This window comes from Bacillus sp. M5A3_1b (assembly GCF_053345335.1).
Map to the genome: position 1 here is coordinate 90,678 of NZ_JBKEZY010000003.1, position 18,308 is coordinate 108,985.

Consider the following 18,308-nt stretch of genomic DNA (forward strand, 5'->3'; position numbering starts at 1 on the left):
GCTGTCCTTTAGTCGACTATAATTAGTCTTGGTTTGTCATTTCTGCATATTTTTCTGCAGTTAATAACTTCTCAACTTGGCTTGCATCAGAAAGTTCAACTTTAACCATCCATGCACCCTCGTATGGAGATTCGTTAACAAGTTCTGGTTGGTCACTTAATTCTTCGTTTACTGCTACAACTTTACCACTTACAGGTGCGTATAACTCAGAAACTGTTTTAACAGATTCTACGCTTCCGAATGGCTCGTCAGCTTCGATTGTTGCACCTACTTCAGGAAGTTCAACGAATACGATATCGCCTAGCTCACCTTGTGCAAAGTGAGTAATACCGATAACAACTTCATTACCTTCAGTTTTTACCCATTCGTGTTCTTCAGAGTAACGTAAATTATTTGGAATGCTCATGACTGTACCTCCAGTGAATGTATTAATTATGTAAAAATACCTTATTGGTACTTTTTCCACACACTTTCAAACTGCTCTTCGTTAAAACCAAGTGTTACATTCGTTCCATTTGTTACGATTGGACGTTTAATCAACATGCCATCAGATGCTAAAAGTTCGTACATTTCGTCTTCACTTGCATCCTTTAACTTATCTTTCAGACCAAGTTCGCGGTAACGCATTCCACTTGTATTAAAGAATTTTTTTAATGGTAATTCACTTTTTTCATGTAAATTACGTAAATCTTCTTTTGATGGTGGATTTTCAACAATATGAATCATCTCATATGCTACATCGTTTGCCTCAAACCATTTCTTTGCTTTTTGACATGTGCCACACTTTGGATATGAATAAAATGTTACTGTCATAAATTCACCTACTTTTTTACTAACCTTTACCTTTATCATATAGAAAACGTTTTATTATTTCAAACGATTATTCGCTAAACTTTTACTTATTTCGTGATAAATTTTAATAATCCTGCGAATTTTCCTTATTTTCCCGCCATTTGTTAAGAAAAAATAAATATATATTTTTTTAGATTCTTCTCTCATCCCTCGCCGAACATATATCTTAAACAAACGTTTAATTAAATTCCTATTTTCTTTTGTTCACCCTTGAGCTATATCGGTTTCTTTCTACTGAACATATATTTTAAACAAACGTTTGATTAAATTCCTATTTTCTTTTATTCACCCTTGAGCTGCATCAGTTTCTTCCTACCGAACATGCATCTTAAACAAACGTTTATTTAACCGGTTCAGCCTTTAGTCACAAAACCTGGAAACACTTTAAATGACAAAGGCTTACAGATAAAAGGAATTAACGATTTTGACCGTAGTATTGAGCCCATAAAAAAGTTATTAAACCTATCATCAATAAAGCAAAAGTAACTGCTCCTGAGAATATGAAATTCACATTACTAACTGAAATATAAAAAGAAGTGCCCTTGCTTAGAGACAGGGTACTTCTTTTTTATCATCAATCTAAAGATAAACGTATCCTTTATTAAAGTAGAAATGTATACTTTTCTACTTTTTCGTAGTTTATTCAAAATCTTTGCGGAACCGCCACTAGCTCATTTACATAATTATCGTTAGCTGAGGTTAATTATATTTTTCTACGTACTACATAAAAAGCTAAGGAACCGATAATAATAGGTGCAACTAAACTAGAAGCATATGCACTAGTAATAGTAAAAAGAGAGAGTATAAATATATAGATAAGAGCTAGTCCAATAAATACAGGAATTCCAACTCGAAACTTCCTACATTGTTTTATGTTGCTGTATAATACTTCTCCAATTAGACAAACTATAAGATCTAATACACTACCAAATATGATGAGAATTACAATAAATCCAACTATATTAGGTAAATCATTCTCGTAAGAATAACTAGGATCAGAAATATACGGTATTAAGAACCATATGATAATAAAAGTAAGCAAACTTGCAGCATAACTAATTAAAAATTTCCTCAAAGTAATCATCCCCATAATTTTCTAATATTATCTTCATTGTATGACATAATGCCCTATCATTAATAGCAAAACTACCATCCACGAAATTGCTAATTGAATGAAATAAAAAAAGACGCATTTAAATGGATGCGTCTTTTGGCGATGTTTCTTTTGTAAAATCATATAAAGCAATTGCGCCTAAAATAACCAATATACTTTCAGGGGCATCTAACAAAATAGTTCTCCAAGTTTCTGATACTACCCATCTAATCCCTGCCGCTGATTCAAGATATGTTTGAAAATAACTGATTGTAAAATCAACTACAAATAAACATACAAGTAATGTTAGACCAAACCGAATTAATTTCTTGTTTTTAAACATGTAACACCTCTCAAAATTCATTGGATATTTCTGTTTTTAGTCCTTCACATGCAAAAATCCTTATATTTAATTTTAACACACATAATATCCAAATAAATACAATATGCATATTTACATATTGTATTGACAGTATTCCATAATTTCGACTAGTAACCTCATAACAAAAAAATCATTCGGACCATTACATAATCGATTTCTGCATGCGAAATAAAGGAGAAGCCTCGTTTACAGGCTCCTTCTTCATCGACTCAAATAATCTGCAATTGTTTGAAATACGACGATATACATATTGTGAATACTTTCTTCAGTATTGCCACCATTGGACAAACCGACTGCCCATTGTTGTCCTTCACCACTTCCGATATTTGCAAAGCCTTGCGTATACATAGCATTTACATCTTTTCTTGCACTGTTATACTCTATCCCCTTTGTAATAAACGTTGAATATGATTTATCTTGCAAACCGATAAAAAATACTGGTTTTTTTAGCGATGAAAATACATTTTTATACTGCTCTGTTGAGGCTTCTTGAAAGTGATCTTTCATTATTAGAAAACCATCTACTTCCTTAGATTTCTTTTCCAGTTCCTCTAACTTTATCTCCTCAAACTTTATATTCCTAAACGTATCTTTCGGCTTTTCTCCAACAACTCCAATTACGAGTGCTCTTCCGTTATATTCTAATTTCTCTCCTTCTTTATCCTTTGCACACCCCGCACTGACTAGGCATATCAATATAAAAAATAAGAAATACGATAAACGCTTCATTTAGCACCCTCCCCTTCTTTTCAGTCAAGTGACAAAAACGTAAGGTGAATTCAAGAAAATGTAAGTAAAATCGATAGCTCAAATGACGTTTCTATATTATAATCAATTGAATTTATTTACATTACTAAACATAGGAGATTATCATGAAGAAATTTAAACTTTCATCTTTTCTTCCGTTAAGTTATATACTTCTACTCGTACTCGTAAGTCCCCTTTACGATGTATTAAATAAATCTACTGTACACGCAGTAGATGTCACAACTGTAGTAGATGATTGGATTCCATTTGTGAAAGCATTTATTATTCCTTATTTACTTTGGTTTCCTTACTTATACGGCGCACTTATTTATTATTGCTTTGCGAATCGAAAACAATATTATGTCACTTTAAGTAGTATAATTCTTGGAAAACTTGCTTGTTTTTCTATTTATTATTTTTGGCAGACAACTGTACCACGTCCAACAGTCGTTGGATCCGACGTATTTTCCGAACTAGTCCGCTATATTTATAGTATCGATCAACCGGTAAACTGTTTCCCTAGCATTCACGTTCTTACTACCTTTGTGATTATGCTAGCTGCCTTTAAACGTAGAGAACAACATGCTTTTGAATATTACATTCTCACCTTCTTCGGTACGCTTATTATTTTATCAACGCTATTTACGAAGCAACATGCGTTTGTAGACGCCATTTCTGGAATGACGCTTGCAAGCATACTTTACTTCGGCGTGCAGCTATTATTAGCAAAAGAAACTGTACGTGTTCCAGTAAAACAAAATCACAAAATGTAAAAAGCAGACTGTGGCTTCCAGTCTGCTTTTCTCTATATAAAAGGAGATTTTCGATTTAAGATTGCGGTACAGTCATATCACCAGAGTGAATACGACCTGCTTTTTTAAGAGCAATGTAAAGTATATAAGAAACAGCTACTGGAATGATGATATAAGTGATGACCATCGCCGGGACAACTTCCCATCCTTCGCTAGAAATTAAATTAATTGGTGCGATAAGAGAACTTAATCCAAGACCTGCAATTTCTTTTCCTGCTTCTAGTTGGAAAATTAATGCGGATACTGGACCAACTATAGCACTGGCGACGACAGTTGGGACGAGAATCATTGGATTTTTAGTGATATTTGGCAACTGCACTTTCGGAGTACAAAGCGCCTGAGCTAATATGCCGCCTAAATTATTTTCTTTCGCTGAGATTACAGAGAATCCGATAAACTGAGCAACGCAGCCTGCAAGAGCAGCACCACCTGCAACACCGTCTAAGCTAAGTGCGATCGCTAACGCAGCTGATGAAGCGGGAGAGATAAGTAATAGTCCCCAAACGACTGCAATGACGATAGAAGCGATAAACGGGCTACCAGCTGAGCTATCTTTAATAAATGCTCCAACTGTATTTAACACAGGAGTAATATTATGAGATAACCAAATACCAACTAAACCAGAACCTAATATGGCCGCAAATGGAACGAGCATCATATCTAACGCAGTTTTTCCACTTAAACGTTTACCAATATAGACAGCTAAAGTCGCTGTTAATAATGCACCGATTGGCTCACCTGTTTTAATAATTAGACCTACTTCAGTAATTGAAATGGATCCGGCACCAATCGCTCCAGCTACCATAGCCGAGAAGATTACAAGACCATTTGCACCGAGCATAAAGGCAATTCCGGCACCAATGGCTGGTGCCATAAGTGATTTTGCAACAACTCCGATTGTAATCAGCAATGGAATATCAACAATTCTTCCTATATTTTCGATTAGTAAACCAATTCCGAGGGATACGAAAATACCTTGTGCGATTCCAGCAGATGCTTTAAATACACGAGACATTATATATTCCTTCATTTGTTTCACCTTCTCCTATAAGTTAGTAACCAATTGTTTTCATATAATCACGTAAAATATCGTTTGATTTTGCGAATCGAGATTCTTCATCCTCTGTTAAATTAAGTTCTACAATTTCTCTTATACCGTCTCTAGTAATAATAGCTGGTACTCCTGTACAAATATCATATTCACCGTACTCACCATCTAAAATGGCTGATACAGCAATGACACGGTGATCATCATTAAAGATTGAGCTTGCAATATATGCTAGAGAATTTCCGATTCCGTAATAAGTAGTTCCTTTACGTTTATAAATTTCCCAGCCAGCTTTTGCAGTCTTCTCAACAATCTCATCTAAATCTATTTCACCAAATCGTTCTTTTTGTTCTTCTAAAATTTGCAGAATTGGCTTTCCACCAACAGTTACGTGAGACCAAGCAACCATTTGAGAATCACCATGTTCTCCTAATGAATACCCATGAATACTACGAGGATCTACATGTAACATTTCAGATAAAATTGTTCTTAAGCGAGAAGAATCTAGTGATGTACCAGTACCGATTACGCGATTTCTAGGTAATCCAGATAATTTCCATACTTCATATGTAATAATATCAACTGGGTTCGATGCAAGTAAGAAAATACCATCAAATCCACTTTCCATTACACCACTAACAACACTTTCCATAATCTTCGCACTCGCTCCTAAAGTATCTAAGCGACTTTGCCCTGGTTTTGGTGCTGGCCCTGCTGTAATAATAACAATGTCCATATCTTTGCAGTCTTCATAGCTTCCTGCATATACTTTTGTTCTTGTATTTGTAAAGTTAATACAATGTGATAAATCCATTGCTTCCCCAACTGCACGTTCATGATTTATATCAATTAATAATAGCTCTTCGCAAATGCCTTGATTGACAATGGAATATGCACAACTTGATCCAACTAATCCAGTACCGATAATTGCAATTTTTCTTGTATGTCTTTTCATAGCAATCTCTCCTAATTGATCATATAATCTATTTCTTTTGTTCTTTACACCCCTAATTATAGAGATTCCCACGATAGAAACCATGGATACTTTGTGAAATATTGAACAAAGTTTTTGTCCTTTTTGTGAATTGTCATATTCCATTTTCGTCATATTTGTTACAACTGGAAAAATATTTATTATGTATTTATTGACATATACAAAAAGAAAACGAGCGAAGAAATTCGCTCGTTTTCTTTTTCCTATTGTTCCATACTTAATTGGCTTTTTAATTGTTGGACAATCATTGGATTCGCAGGTGCTGCTGGCTTGTAATAACTCTTTTGCTTTGCGTACTCATACATATTACGTTGGCGCATTTCATCTTGATTACGAATTTGAATTAACGTTTGGTGTAACTGTTCATTATCAGACTGAGCAATATAATTTGCATAGCTTGTTAAACTTGCATTTAATCCTGCTAAATAATCATTTACCATATCTTTTTCATTCATCTTTCTCTTCCTCCTATCCTAGGAAAGTCATTAATTGCTGTTTCGTATTTCGTGCATCTTGTGCATCTTTTTGTAGCATTTGTTTCAGTTGTGGATCCGTACACGTCTGTGCATACTGCTCCAACTTGTTAATAATTGTTGCGTGTCCACCAATTAAATGACGTAAGTTTTCTACTTCAAGCTCTGTTAAATTTTGCATAGAATACTCCTACCTTTCTTTATTCGTTCACTGTTAGTATTTAGCTATTTTTTGATTGTATACATAAATTAACTTTTTCACGTGCATACAAAATAAAAGATGAATAGCTAAGCCATTCATCTTTTATACTAGTTATGTATTCATTTTTATAGAGATACGATCATACTTATACTCACAAGTAAGTTCCATACAATGTGTAAAATAATACTAGGTATAATAGATTGCGTCTTTTTGTATAACATTGCAAATACCATTCCCATAATCGTTGCCGTAATTAGAAGACCTCCATGAAGAATTCCAAAAATGAAGGAAGAAATAATGATACCAACTAAAAAATTATATTTCTTTTCTAAAAATCGATATAAAATACCTCGAAATAGAATTTCTTCTTTAATCGGTGTAATGATAGCAACACTTAACACATATATAATACTTTGTATGCTATTTTGAAGCCCTAAACTCCCTAATTGTTTCTTTTGTTCTGCTGCACTTTCAAAACTAAACACATGTAACATTAAATATTGTGATAACGCAATGACAATAAAGCCAATTAATAGATATAAATATGTCTTCCCATTCTTCAAAACGGATAAATCCCAAATATATTTAATAAAATGAAGAACTGGTTTATAAGCTAATAAAACGATGGCAACAACAGCTGCATCAAATAAGAGTAAATAATATCCTTCTAAATTAGTACTTAATACTTCTTCTCCATAAATCTCAAAGGCTAAACCAAGGAATAATCCTCCTAGGAGTGAAATCCCTATAATCATTGCTATCGTTACAAATAGATTTTTATATGTTATATTCTCTATTTTTCTTTCCACACTATACGCTTCTAACACTGTTTTACTCACAGTATCCCTCCAGTTATTCTCATTTATCTTAATAAAACCCTTTAATTGAAATATAAAGATAATATAACAAAATTTCCAAAAAGAATAATATGCAATTTTACATATTATGAAAACTTTATATTTTATAGTTTTAGGAATAGGATTGCTATGCAATAATTATTATATGAAATTTCAAAAAACACTTCCTATCCACCATAACCCTCGCATCATATAAAACTTATTAGTTAAAGGAGCAATGAACATGAAAACACATGACTTCCTTACAGAAATCCAGAAAGGTTCTGAGCCTAGTCCATATCAAGATCCTATCGCATTTATTTTCGTTTGCCTTTCCTTAGCCATATACACATTTTTCAAACCAGCTAAATAATATCATTTAACAAGAAAGAGCCTCTAAACCATTAGAGACTCTTTTCCAGTTAATATCTTCTTTTTAAAACTACGATAGTTAAAGCATAAGAACAAAGTACCCCTGCTAATAAAAATGCATTTGCTAATTTATACTGTTCACCTGTCAATGAATATAGATTCCCAATTAAAAAGATAACTAAATATAGAAATAAAAATACAAACAATGAAATTTTAGCTGCATTCCCTGTAATATGCTCGCCTCTTTCATCTTCCCCTTCATTCTTCTGAAAACGTGTTGAATATAAAACACCTATTAGCCCTGCTACTGAGATTATTATCCCTATTACAATACTCATTCCGTTTCCCCCTCTATCTTATATTGAAAAACTTCATGAAACTCCTTACCTAAAATATGTGCAATTTCAAAAGCTAAAATTAAAGATGGATTGTAACGATTCGCTTCAATTGAGGCGATTGTTTGTCTACTTACCCCAGCTTTGTTCGCTAAATCTGTTTGTGACCAGCGCTTTTCTGCTCTGAGTACAACGAGATTATTTTGTAAATTCCCACTTTGTTTCATAACCTCTCCTTGTTTTACATTATTTTCTATATTTTGTTTGTAATTTATTTTTAACATCATGTAAACTATTTTTAACATAAATAAAGTGAAATTTTAATCCTCCCACCTACCATTCTTTTGGAATCATATGCACTAAAAAACCTTAGAATCGCTTCTAAGGTTTTTAGTTGCCTCGCTTCTTATTTAATTTCTCATTACATGTAATCCTTTAATAAACGTTTCCAATAATACATGTAAACTTGTATCTAAATCTATTGGCAAACCAAATCCACCCTGCTGTTCAATCGACGCAAATCCATGACAAATACTTCTGAATCCACGTGTCGCATGAAGTGCATTCTCTCCTTCTAAGCCGTACTGTTGTAAAACCTGAAGACAAAGCTTCACAATTCCGTCTCCTGCTCTTCTTACTTCTTCATCTCGTAAAAAGGTTGCTTCATACAATCCAGGATGTTTGCGTACGAATGCTACATACGCTTTTCCTAAAGCATGAATTGCTTCGTCCATTCGTTTACCCTCGGCCGCTTCTTCCAGTCTGTTATGCAGCTGTTGTATTCCGTACATACCGAGATTTTTCCGTACATCTTGTAAACCTTTCACATGATTGTATAGCGAAGGTGAACGTACCCCTAACCTTTGCGCTAATGAAGCTAACGTTACTTCTTGTATTCCATTTGCATCTGCTATTTCTGCTGCTGTTTCTACAATTTTCTGTAATGTAAGTCCGATTCTCGGTGACATAAATTAACCTTCTTTCCTACTTTCTATATTCCGCTTAGCTTCCTTAATAGCAAGTTTTATGACAGTACCTGGATCCTTTATCATTTTCCCATGTCCTGCCGCAAGCAAGGAAGGCTCATATTCGCTTAACTTCTCTGCACTTTGTAATGATATTTCTTTGCTCCACGTTGCCATCGCCGGAAACGGAAACCAAAATTTCATTTGTCCCGAAACAGCTATACCTCCTCTTGTTTGGAAGGCATCCCCGACAATAAGAGCTTTATTTCGTACATCAAGAAGCGACATGGACCCTGGCGTATGTCCCGGTGTCATAATCGCAAGAAGCGATCCAACTCGGTCGCCATCTTCCAATAAAACATCAGGTACCGTTTTTACCTTTTTAGGTACACCGCCTTTTATTGGTATATTTGGTTCATCCTTTTGTAACGTCGTATCTCCTTCTAACAGCTTTACGTCCCGCTTAGAAATATAGACTGGAACATTAGGAAGTACTTCCTTTAATGCGTCTAGTGCACCGATGTGATCATCATGCGCATGTGTTAATACAATCTTAGTAATGGGTTTCCCTATTTTCTCAGCCGCCTGTAAAATTCCTTTTGCGCTATATGGCAAAGCCGCATCAATTAAAGTTAAACCATCTTCTTCCTCTACAAAGTAACAATTCACAGGAAACACTCTTGGCAAAAATGACAATTGATATACCGTTTTTTCATGTATCACTCTCATATTTCCAGCTCCCTTTTCACAAAAACTAATACCGTTAGTTTTATTATACTAATGGTATTAGTTTTTGTCACTGAAAATTACATTTTTTCACAAAAAAATAACAGTAGTCGTTTATACGACTACTGTTATTTAAAGGTATTAAACTGTGTAACGCTCATCTTCTAAAATTTTCGCAGCGATCTCACGTTTCTTCGGAATTACGTTAAGTGGTGTGTGGCGAGTTAATTTACGTAATGATGATAACATCATGCGCAGCATGTCGCCGTTTTCAACTGCGATAAGTGTTTCTTTCGCATCTGCTTCGATTTCGTTGAATGCTTCTTGGCAGAATACTTCAGTGTATAACACTTTTTGTTTATTCTTTTCAAGGCCAGTTGTTTTAATTGCTTTTTCTGTACGAAGAACAGCAGACTCCATTGCGTATAGGTTGCTTACGATGTCAGCGATATTCACAAGAATTTCTTGCTCTTTATCTAGTGCTTTACCGTATTTTTGAGCTGCTAATCCAGCTACCATTAAGCCGATTTTTTTCGCGTTAGTTACTAAATATTTTTGAAGTGCTAATGGCTCATCGCCTACTTCTTCTGGCATCATCATCATTAACTCTTCTTGTAATTTTTGTGCTTTTTGAAGAAGCGGTAATTCACCTTTCATCGCTTTACGTAAGAACGTACCTGGTACGATTAGGCGGTTAATTTCGTTCGTTCCTTCGAAAATACGGTTAATACGAGAATCACGGTACATTCTTTCAATCTCGTACTCTGCCATAAATCCGTAACCACCGTGAATTTGAACACCTTCATCTACTGTATAATCTAGTACTTCAGAACCGAATACTTTATTTAAAGAACACTCGATTGCATATTCAGCGATAGAAGCTGCTACTGCTTTACCGTCTTTTACTTCTTCTTCAGATAATGTACTCATGCGGCTTTCGAATAGACCTACTGTACGATATACAGAGCTTTCAGCTGCATATGTTTTCGCTGCCATATTCGCAAGTTTCTCTTGAATTAATGGGAATCGAGCGATTGGTTGTTTGAACTGTTGACGTTGGTTTGCATATTGTGCTGAAATTTCTACTGCACGTTTCGCAGATCCAACTGTACCAACACCTAATTTATAACGGCCGATATTTAAAATGTTGAACGCGATAATATGACCTTTACCGATTTCACCAAGTAAGTTTTCTTTCGGTACTAATGCATCTTCTAAAATTAAAGTACGAGTTGAAGAACATTTAATACCCATTTTCTTTTCTTCTGGGCTTGTAGATACGCCAGCATACTCTTTCTCTACGATAAATGCTGAGAAGTGCTCTCCATCAATTTTTGCGTATACGATAAATACGTCAGCGAATGCAGAGTTTGTAATCCATTGTTTTTCACCATTTAATACGTAATGTGTACCTTCTGCATTTAAACGTGCAGTTGTTTTCGCACCTAATGCATCAGACCCTGAACCTGGCTCTGTTAATGCGTATGCCGCTAATTTTTCACCAGTTGCAAGTAATGGTAAATACTTTTTCTTTTGCTCTTCGTTACCAAATAATACGATTGGTAATGACCCGATACCTACGTGAGCACCGTGAGTAATTGCAAAGCCACCAGCGCGAGAGAATTTCTCTGCGATTAACGCTGAGCTTACTTTATCAAGACCAATTCCACCGTACTCTTCTGGTACGTCAGCGCCTAATAAACCAAGTTCCCCAGCTTCTTTTAAAAGACGAACAGAACGATCAAACTCGTGCTGCTCTAAATATTCAAGCTCTGGAAGAACTTCATTCACAATAAAGTCCTCTGTCGTTTTTGCAATCATTTTATGCTCAGATGAAAAATCCTCTGGCGTAAACACTTGATCAATCGTAATCTCATCAACTAAAAAGCTACCGCCTTTAACCGCATTTCCTACTGTTTTTTCCATGAAAATTTCCTCCTTCATATTTTCATAAGCCGCTTCTTCCTTTTTGAAAGAAGCTGGCTCTCAATTTTATTTTTTATAAACCTTTGTTGCTTCCATTCTTTGCTTTAGTGTCCTCTCGTTCTGAGCAAGCCACTTCCACTTTTTATAGTAATTCAAACACTCCTGCTGCTCCCATTCCGCCGCCGATACACATTGTTACGATACCGAATTGTTGGTTGCGGCGTTTCATTTCGTGAATAAGAGATAGTGTTAGTTTTGCTCCTGTACAGCCAAGTGGATGTCCAAGTGCGATTGCACCGCCGTTTACGTTTACTTTTTCTTCATCTAAACCAAGTTCACGAATAACTTGGATTGATTGAGAAGCGAATGCTTCATTTAGTTCGAATAAGCCAATATCAGATAGCTCTAAACCAGCTAATTTTAACGCCTTTGGAATTGCAGCGATTGGACCAATTCCCATTACTTCTGGTGGTACGCCAGCTACTGCAAATGAACGGAATTTCGCAAGTGGCTTCATACCATCACTCACTGCTTTTTCACGATCCATTAATAGTACAGATGCTGCACCGTCACTCATTTGTGAAGAGTTACCAGCTGTTACAGAACCGCGAACGTTAAATGCTGGACGTAATTTACCTAAAATGTCTAGCGACGTTTCTGCTCTTACACCTTCGTCTTGTGCGAAAATGATTGTTTCTTCTTGCAGTTTGTTATTTGATCCAACAGTACGTAACGTTACATCTACAGATACTGTTTCATCAGCAAAGTTCCCTGCAGCTAATGCTTTCGCAGCACGTTGATGACTTCTTACTGCAAATGCATCTTGCTCTTCACGAGAAATTCCATATTTCACAGCAACTTGCTCTGCTGTATGTCCCATACCCATATAATATTCTGGAGCTGCTTCTACAAGGCGACTATTCGGACGAACAACGTGTCCCATCATCGGAACTAAACTCATTGATTCCGCTCCGCCTGATAATACAGCTTCCGAGTGACCAAGCATAATGCGCTCTGCTCCGTAAGCGATACTTTGTAAACCTGAAGAACAGTAACGGTTAATCGTAATAGCTGGAACATCGTAAGAAAGTCCTGCTAGTCCGCCGATATTACGAGCCATGTTCAAGCCTTGCTCTGCTTCTGGCATCGCACAACCGAAAATTAAATCATCGATTGGTCCTTCATAATTCGCACGCTTTAATGTTTCCTTTACTACTAATGCCCCTAGATCGTCAGGACGAACTGTTTTTAATGAACCCCTCTTTGCTTTTCCAATTGGTGTTCTTGCTCCCGCAACAATGACAGCTTCTCTCATGAACGATATCTCCCCTCGTTATTAGTTACGTAATGGCTTTCCTTTTACAAGCATGTGCTGCATTCTTGCTTGTGATTTCATCTCACTTACTAAGCTAATAAATGCTTCACGTTCTACATCTAATAAATACTGCTCATCAACTTCTGTTCCGTACGGCACTTTTCCGCCCGCAATGACATATGCAAGTTTCTTCGCAATGTGAAGATCATGTTCAGAAATGTAACCTGATAAGTGCATTGCTTCTGCACCAAGTACAAGAGTTGCATATCCTGTTTCACCAACAACTGGTATCTTTTTACGAATCGGCGCTTTATAGCCAGCTTCATATAAAGAAAGTGCTTTTTGTTTCGCATCATATAGTAAGTGATCACCATTCACACTAATACCGTCTTTATCGCCTAAGAAGTTGTTCGATACAGCTTCTTGTGCTGATGTAGAAACTTTCGCCATCGCTACAGATTCGAATACTTTATTCGCAACTTTTTGCAGATCAAACTCTACACCGTTTGGCATTTTATTTAAGTGTTTAATGTATAGCTCTTTATTACCGCCTCCGCCAGGGATTAAGCCAACACCAACTTCTACTAAGCCCATATACGTTTCACTAGAAGCTTGAATGCTCGCTGCTGGTAAGCAAACTTCTGTACCTCCACCAAGCGTCATACCATATGGTGCTGCTACAACTGGCTTAGAAGAGTATTTAATTTTCGTCATTGCATCTTGGAAATTCTTCACAACTAACTCAATTTCAAAGTAGTTGTCATCTTGTGCTTCCATTAAGATCATTGCTAAGTTCGCACCAACGCAGAAGTTCTTCGATTGGTTACCGATAACAAGACCTTTGTAATTCTTTTCTACTTCATCAACAGCGTAGTTAATCATTTGCGTAATATCCATACCGATCGCATTGCTCTTCGAATGGAATTCTAAGCAAAGGATGCCATCACCTAAATCAATTAAGCTCGCTCCGCTATTTTTCTTTAATACACCATTTTTCGCTTTTAATTGCTTAAGAGAAATTGCCTTTTTATTACGTTCGATTCGCTTATATTCGCCATTATCGTAATAGTAGCTATCTCCGTTATCATGTTTGTAGAAAGTAGTGAAACCTTTCTCTAACATTTCTTTCACCCAAGTCGGAACAACTGCACCGTTTTCTTCCATCTTTTGAACGGACTTTTCAACGCCAATTGCATCCCAAACTTCAAACGGTCCTTGCTCCCAGCCGAAGCCCCACTTCATCGCTTGGTCAATTGCAACGATATCGTCAGCAATTTCTTTATGAAGTTTTGCAGAGTATAAAAGAGTTGGTGTGATGATGTTCCATAACAACTCTCCTGCGCGGTCTTTCGCGTATACAAGCGCTTTCAATTTATTCGATAAACCTTTTTCTTGTTTACTTAACTCGATAGATGCAGCTTTTAATTTTTTGCGAGCTTCGTATTCCATCGTTTCAGGATTTAGTTCTAAAATTTCTTTTCCTTGTTTTAAGAAGAAGCCTTGACCTGTTTTGCTTCCAAGCCATTTTTTATCAAGCATGTCATGCATGAAAGCTGGTACTTTAAATACATCACGCTCTTCTTCTTGTACGTTTTCATATACGTTATTTGCAACGTGTACGAATGTATCTAAACCGACAACATCTAATGTACGGAACGTTGCGCTCTTCGGACGACCGATAAGTGGGCCTGTTACAGAATCAACTTCCCCAATGCTATAGCCGCGTTTTATCATCTCTTGAAGAGTTACTAATAAACCATACGTACCGATGCGGTTTCCAATAAAGTTTGGTGTGTCTTTTGCGATAACAACGCCTTTTCCAAGAACGTCTTCGCCAAATAATTTCATGAAGCTTAATACTTGTGGATCAGTTTCTTTCGTCGGTATTACCTCTAGAAGTTTTAAATATCGTGGTGGGTTAAAAAAGTGTGTGCCTAAGAAGTGTTTCTGGAAGTCGTCTGAACGACCTTCTGCCATTTTTTCTACTGAAATACCTGACGTATTCGAGCTTACAATAGAACCCGGTTTACGAACAGCATCTACTTTTTCAAATAGTTTCTTTTTAATATCTAAGTTTTCAACTACTACTTCAATAATCCAATCTACATCAGCTAGACGCTCAAGATCATCTTCTAAGTTACCTGCTTCAATCAGTGCTAGATTTCCTTTCACTGTCAGAGGAGCTGGTTTTTGCTTTAATAGTTTTTGCACAGCCGTATTACTAAAACGATTTCTTACACTTTTATGTTCTAATGTAAGTCCCTTCGCTTCCTCTTCTTTTGTTAGCGCAGGTGGTACAATATCAAGCAATAATGTCGGAATACCAATATTAGCTAAGTGTGCCGCAATTCCTGAACCCATTACGCCTGAACCTAGAACAGCAGCCTTTTTAATTTGGAACATCCATTTCTCCCCCTATTCTTGAATGAATGCTCATTCAATTTTTCGACATAAGTCGCAATCAATGAGTGAGCCTCTACTAATAAATATATGATACAGTTTGAATTTTCGCAATATATTTATTGATAAAATTTTCTGAAATAAATATATTTCTTTCATTTGGCTATGCTATACATGTGTATTTTCTTCATTAAAATGCACTTTTCCTTTTTATAATCTGACGAAACTGGAGGAATATATATGGCAAAACTTAAGAAGAACCCTTCAAAGGCTGGAATTAGCGCAGCAAGCGTAACCGGAAATGCAGGTCCTCATAATCACGGTGTGGAAAAGGGCCGTCAAGGTAATAACCAACAATATAAGAAGCATAATATGGGCGAAAAATAACGGTATATTTTTGGGCAGAAAACGTGGCATAATGGGTAATGGCTGCTTTTTCTGCCCAATTTATTTGTACATATGGAAAATAAAAGAGGGAACGATGATGAAACGAACAATAGTTATGATTGTAATGATTGCTACACTATTTACAGGGATGATTTTCTTCTCTTATGCACAAAGGCAACAAGCTGTAAGAGCGGATCAACCTAACATTACTGGGCAATATGGCATTACAATCGATGCAGACACAGGTGAAATTTTGTATGGGAAACGGGAAGACGAACGCTCTTATCCGGCTAGTATAGGGAAAATGATGACTACCTTACTCTTACTAGAGAATGTAAAAGAAAATGAAGAAATTACAGTTACAGAGAACGCAATTAAAACAGAAAGTCAAAGTAAGAAAATTAAACTTCGTGCCGGGGAAAAGTTAAAGCGGGATGAGGCATTAAAGCTTATGCTTATCATTAGTGCAGACCCGATAGCTGAATCCATTGCAGAACATATCGCAGGATCAAAAAATGAATTTGCAAAAATGATGAATGCTAGAGCGAAGGAACTTGGTACAAAGCATGCGACTTTCAAAAACGCAAGTGGTGCTGATGCACTTGGAAATAAAGTATCGCCATATGACATTGCTATGATTACGAAAGAAGCATTAAAGTACCCAGTTGTTTTAGAATATATGAATTCAACACGTACAACTCTACATACTTCAGAACGATCTCCAAACATCGCAAACTATGGACGAGAAGAACTATATGACGATCCATATGCAATTGGAAGTAAAAGCGGTCTATCCGCACTCGGAAAATATACGGTCGTAACAGTGGATGAAAAAGACGGTAAACGCGTCATTAATGTTGTATTATCTTCTACTCGCACGCAGCTATATCCTGATACGAAGAAAATGGCACATTACGCATTTCAGCAATTAAAATAACCAAGGAGTATTTTCTCCTTGGTTATTTTTTAACCATACCTTTTAACACGAACGCAACGTTTGCTGGACGCTCTGCTAGACGACGCATGAAGTAGCCATACCAGTCATTTCCATAAGGCACATAAACACGCATTTTGTAACCTTCTTTTACTAGCTCAAGTTGACGCTCATTACGAATACCATATAACATCTGGAATTCAAATTGGTCTCTTGGAATGTTGTGTTCTTCAGCAAGTTTTTTTGTATATTCAATAATCGCTTCATCATGTGAAGCAATCGCAGTATAATTTCCATTTAATAAGTGCATTTTAATAATTTTTTTATAGTTATCATCTACATCTTTCTTCTCCGGGAACGCTACCTCTTCAGGTTCTTTATAAGCTCCTTTTACAAGACGTAAATTAGGACTATAAGCATTTAATTCTTCCATATCTTTTTCTGTACGATATAAGTAAGCTTGAATAACTGTACCAATATTATCGTACTCAGATTTTAACTGTTTAAAGATATCAATTGTCTTTCCGCAGCGTGTATAGTCTTCCATATCAATGGTAACAAACACACCATTTTCTTTTGCAGCTTCTAAAATACGGCGCATGTTGTTCATTACGATTTCATCAGAGATATCTAATCCCATAGAAGTCATTTTTAAAGAAAGCTGCGAATCAAGACCTTCTCTTCCAATTGCACGGATTGCTTCAATCGATTGGTTAGCCATTTCATTTGCTTCCGCTTCATTATCAACGAATTCCCCTAAATAATCGATTGTTACACAAAGTCCTTGCTTGTTCAATTGTTTAATAGCTGCTGTCGCTAATTCAATTGTCTCCCCTGCGACAAAGCGACCTGCACCAAAGCGTAAACCGTACTTTTTAGCCAGTTTTGTTAGCGCTTTATTTTTTGACAAGAAAAGAAACGAATTTCGCATTAATTGTTCCATGTAATTCACCCCTATGACTGTAATTTATCTGTTTTTTACCCCTCTTCAAAATTATATCATTGTTTAAAATTATTGGATACAAATAATTATTTAGATAATTTATAAAATACTATAAAAACATTTAAAAACCTATATTCTCGCTTATAAATATGCAGGGAATATTTTTCGACATTTAGAAAAAACGAATTTACTAGGCACAAAATAAGCATGTCGAAAATATTCGACATGCTTATAAAACCCTTTATATTCCATGTAAATTATATAAGGATATTAATACAGAAAACTTGAGATTATATTTACCTCAAGTTTTTTATTGCTCATTTCTCTTCTCTTCTCTTCATTCAACTTTTTAATATCTGTAATTAACTGTACCATCTCTTCTTTCGCATCAGGATATGTCTCATTCCAATGCTTCACTAAAGCCGGCATCGTCTTCGCTATGTAAGAATACAGTGCCCACTTCTGCACCTGTTCTTTTCTCTCTTCATTGCTCTCTCCAAGTAATAGTTCCGTGTATTTTTCTAGTAACCCGTCAAATTGTTCATTAAACTTTTCACTCATCTTAT

The 18,308-nt window shown here is 35.9% G+C and carries 23 protein-coding genes; 4 read left to right on the top strand and 19 right to left on the bottom strand.

All coding sequences use genetic code 11. From position 1 onward, the window contains the following. Positions 1 to 22 precede the first annotated feature (22 nt). The 5 genes from gcvH to ACLBWW_RS10200 all read right to left on the bottom strand — a co-directional run bounded on the left by gcvH (position 23) and on the right by ACLBWW_RS10200 (position 3,056). Positions 23 to 406, bottom strand: a complete 384-nt coding sequence (gcvH, locus tag ACLBWW_RS10180) for a glycine cleavage system protein GcvH (RefSeq protein WP_000026896.1) — start codon at positions 404 to 406, stop codon at positions 23 to 25. A 41-nt stretch (positions 407 to 447) separates the two neighbouring features. Then, positions 448 to 813, bottom strand: a complete 366-nt coding sequence (locus tag ACLBWW_RS10185) for an arsenate reductase family protein (RefSeq protein ID WP_000218969.1) — start codon at positions 811 to 813, stop codon at positions 448 to 450. A gap of 742 nt (positions 814 to 1,555) precedes the next feature. Next, the gene (locus ACLBWW_RS10190; protein ID WP_088080795.1) at positions 1,556 to 1,927 is read right to left on the bottom strand and encodes a hypothetical protein; all 372 of its coding nucleotides are present in this window, start codon (positions 1,925 to 1,927) and stop codon (positions 1,556 to 1,558) included. A 118-nt stretch (positions 1,928 to 2,045) separates the two neighbouring features. Continuing rightward, a complete protein-coding gene (locus tag ACLBWW_RS10195; protein ID WP_048542331.1) occupies positions 2,046 to 2,288 on the bottom strand; it encodes a DUF3937 family protein in 243 nt (80 codons plus the stop codon). Between the two features lie 240 nt (positions 2,289 to 2,528). Further along, complete coding sequence (locus ACLBWW_RS10200; RefSeq protein WP_048542333.1) at positions 2,529 to 3,056, bottom strand: hypothetical protein; 528 nt, start codon at positions 3,054 to 3,056, stop codon at positions 2,529 to 2,531. A gap of 143 nt (positions 3,057 to 3,199) precedes the next feature. Between ACLBWW_RS10200 and ACLBWW_RS10205 the strand changes: the two genes are divergently transcribed. Next, positions 3,200 to 3,847, top strand: a complete 648-nt coding sequence (locus ACLBWW_RS10205; RefSeq protein WP_048542336.1) for a phosphatase PAP2 family protein — start codon at positions 3,200 to 3,202, stop codon at positions 3,845 to 3,847. A gap of 55 nt (positions 3,848 to 3,902) precedes the next feature. Here the strand turns inward: ACLBWW_RS10205 and ACLBWW_RS10210 are convergent, their stop codons facing one another. The 5 genes from ACLBWW_RS10210 to ACLBWW_RS10230 form a co-directional block, all read right to left on the bottom strand. Next, on the bottom strand, positions 3,903 to 4,916 hold the full coding sequence (locus ACLBWW_RS10210; protein WP_048542337.1) for a PTS transporter subunit IIC: 1,014 nt from the start codon (positions 4,914 to 4,916) through the stop codon (positions 3,903 to 3,905). A gap of 22 nt (positions 4,917 to 4,938) precedes the next feature. Beyond that, positions 4,939 to 5,889 carry an L-lactate dehydrogenase gene (locus ACLBWW_RS10215; protein ID WP_048542339.1) on the bottom strand — a complete coding sequence of 317 codons (951 nt, stop codon included), beginning with the start codon at positions 5,887 to 5,889 and terminating at the stop codon, positions 4,939 to 4,941. A gap of 242 nt (positions 5,890 to 6,131) precedes the next feature. Then, positions 6,132 to 6,383: a spore coat protein gene (locus ACLBWW_RS10220; RefSeq protein ID WP_001002988.1), complete on the bottom strand. Its 252-nt coding sequence runs from the start codon at positions 6,381 to 6,383 to the stop codon at positions 6,132 to 6,134. Positions 6,384 to 6,396: 13 nt separating this feature from the next. Further along, positions 6,397 to 6,582: a hypothetical protein gene (locus ACLBWW_RS10225; RefSeq protein ID WP_001180555.1), complete on the bottom strand. Its 186-nt coding sequence runs from the start codon at positions 6,580 to 6,582 to the stop codon at positions 6,397 to 6,399. Between the two features lie 146 nt (positions 6,583 to 6,728). After that, positions 6,729 to 7,442, bottom strand: a complete 714-nt coding sequence (locus ACLBWW_RS10230; RefSeq protein WP_048542341.1) for a CPBP family intramembrane glutamic endopeptidase — start codon at positions 7,440 to 7,442, stop codon at positions 6,729 to 6,731. 241 nt (positions 7,443 to 7,683) lie between these two features. Between ACLBWW_RS10230 and ACLBWW_RS10235 the strand changes: the two genes are divergently transcribed. Next, positions 7,684 to 7,812: a hypothetical protein gene (locus ACLBWW_RS10235; RefSeq protein ID WP_000848031.1), complete on the top strand. Its 129-nt coding sequence runs from the start codon at positions 7,684 to 7,686 to the stop codon at positions 7,810 to 7,812. Between the two features lie 49 nt (positions 7,813 to 7,861). Here the strand turns inward: ACLBWW_RS10235 and ACLBWW_RS10240 are convergent, their stop codons facing one another. The 7 genes from ACLBWW_RS10240 to ACLBWW_RS10270 form a co-directional block, all read right to left on the bottom strand. Next, positions 7,862 to 8,149, bottom strand: coding sequence for a DUF2178 domain-containing protein (locus tag ACLBWW_RS10240; RefSeq protein ID WP_016085685.1), 288 nt, complete (start codon positions 8,147 to 8,149; stop codon positions 7,862 to 7,864). After that, on the bottom strand, positions 8,146 to 8,373 hold the full coding sequence (locus ACLBWW_RS10245) for a helix-turn-helix transcriptional regulator (RefSeq protein ID WP_000813830.1): 228 nt from the start codon (positions 8,371 to 8,373) through the stop codon (positions 8,146 to 8,148). The genes ACLBWW_RS10240 and ACLBWW_RS10245 overlap by 4 nt, the downstream gene beginning before the upstream one ends. 183 nt (positions 8,374 to 8,556) lie before the next feature. Next, a complete protein-coding gene (locus ACLBWW_RS10250; RefSeq protein ID WP_048542344.1) occupies positions 8,557 to 9,114 on the bottom strand; it encodes a TetR/AcrR family transcriptional regulator in 558 nt (185 codons plus the stop codon). 3 nt (positions 9,115 to 9,117) lie between these two features. Further along, complete coding sequence (locus ACLBWW_RS10255) at positions 9,118 to 9,840, bottom strand: MBL fold metallo-hydrolase (RefSeq protein ID WP_048542346.1); 723 nt, start codon at positions 9,838 to 9,840, stop codon at positions 9,118 to 9,120. 138 nt (positions 9,841 to 9,978) lie between these two features. Next, complete coding sequence (locus tag ACLBWW_RS10260; protein WP_000416287.1) at positions 9,979 to 11,763, bottom strand: acyl-CoA dehydrogenase family protein; 1,785 nt, start codon at positions 11,761 to 11,763, stop codon at positions 9,979 to 9,981. A gap of 142 nt (positions 11,764 to 11,905) precedes the next feature. Further along, positions 11,906 to 13,078: an acetyl-CoA C-acetyltransferase gene (locus ACLBWW_RS10265; RefSeq protein WP_001206340.1), complete on the bottom strand. Its 1,173-nt coding sequence runs from the start codon at positions 13,076 to 13,078 to the stop codon at positions 11,906 to 11,908. A gap of 21 nt (positions 13,079 to 13,099) precedes the next feature. Then, positions 13,100 to 15,481 (bottom strand): 3-hydroxyacyl-CoA dehydrogenase/enoyl-CoA hydratase family protein, encoded by a 2,382-nt coding sequence (locus ACLBWW_RS10270; protein ID WP_048542349.1) that lies wholly within the window; start codon positions 15,479 to 15,481, stop codon positions 13,100 to 13,102. A 237-nt stretch (positions 15,482 to 15,718) separates the two neighbouring features. Between ACLBWW_RS10270 and ACLBWW_RS10275 the strand changes: the two genes are divergently transcribed. Together ACLBWW_RS10275 and ACLBWW_RS10280 are read left to right on the top strand one after the other, a co-directional pair. Then, positions 15,719 to 15,865, top strand: coding sequence for a YuzL family protein (locus ACLBWW_RS10275; RefSeq protein WP_001096344.1), 147 nt, complete (start codon positions 15,719 to 15,721; stop codon positions 15,863 to 15,865). 97 nt (positions 15,866 to 15,962) lie between these two features. Next, complete coding sequence (locus tag ACLBWW_RS10280; RefSeq protein ID WP_048542351.1) at positions 15,963 to 16,802, top strand: D-alanyl-D-alanine carboxypeptidase family protein; 840 nt, start codon at positions 15,963 to 15,965, stop codon at positions 16,800 to 16,802. A 22-nt stretch (positions 16,803 to 16,824) separates the two neighbouring features. On the opposite strand, the gene ACLBWW_RS10285 is transcribed toward ACLBWW_RS10280, so the two are convergent. Continuing rightward, positions 16,825 to 17,742 (bottom strand): proline dehydrogenase family protein, encoded by a 918-nt coding sequence (locus ACLBWW_RS10285; RefSeq protein ID WP_046955846.1) that lies wholly within the window; start codon positions 17,740 to 17,742, stop codon positions 16,825 to 16,827. A gap of 270 nt (positions 17,743 to 18,012) precedes the next feature. Next, the gene (locus tag ACLBWW_RS10290; RefSeq protein ID WP_447614020.1) at positions 18,013 to 18,303 is read right to left on the bottom strand and encodes a YusU family protein; all 291 of its coding nucleotides are present in this window, start codon (positions 18,301 to 18,303) and stop codon (positions 18,013 to 18,015) included. Between the last annotated feature and the right edge of the window lie 5 nt (positions 18,304 to 18,308).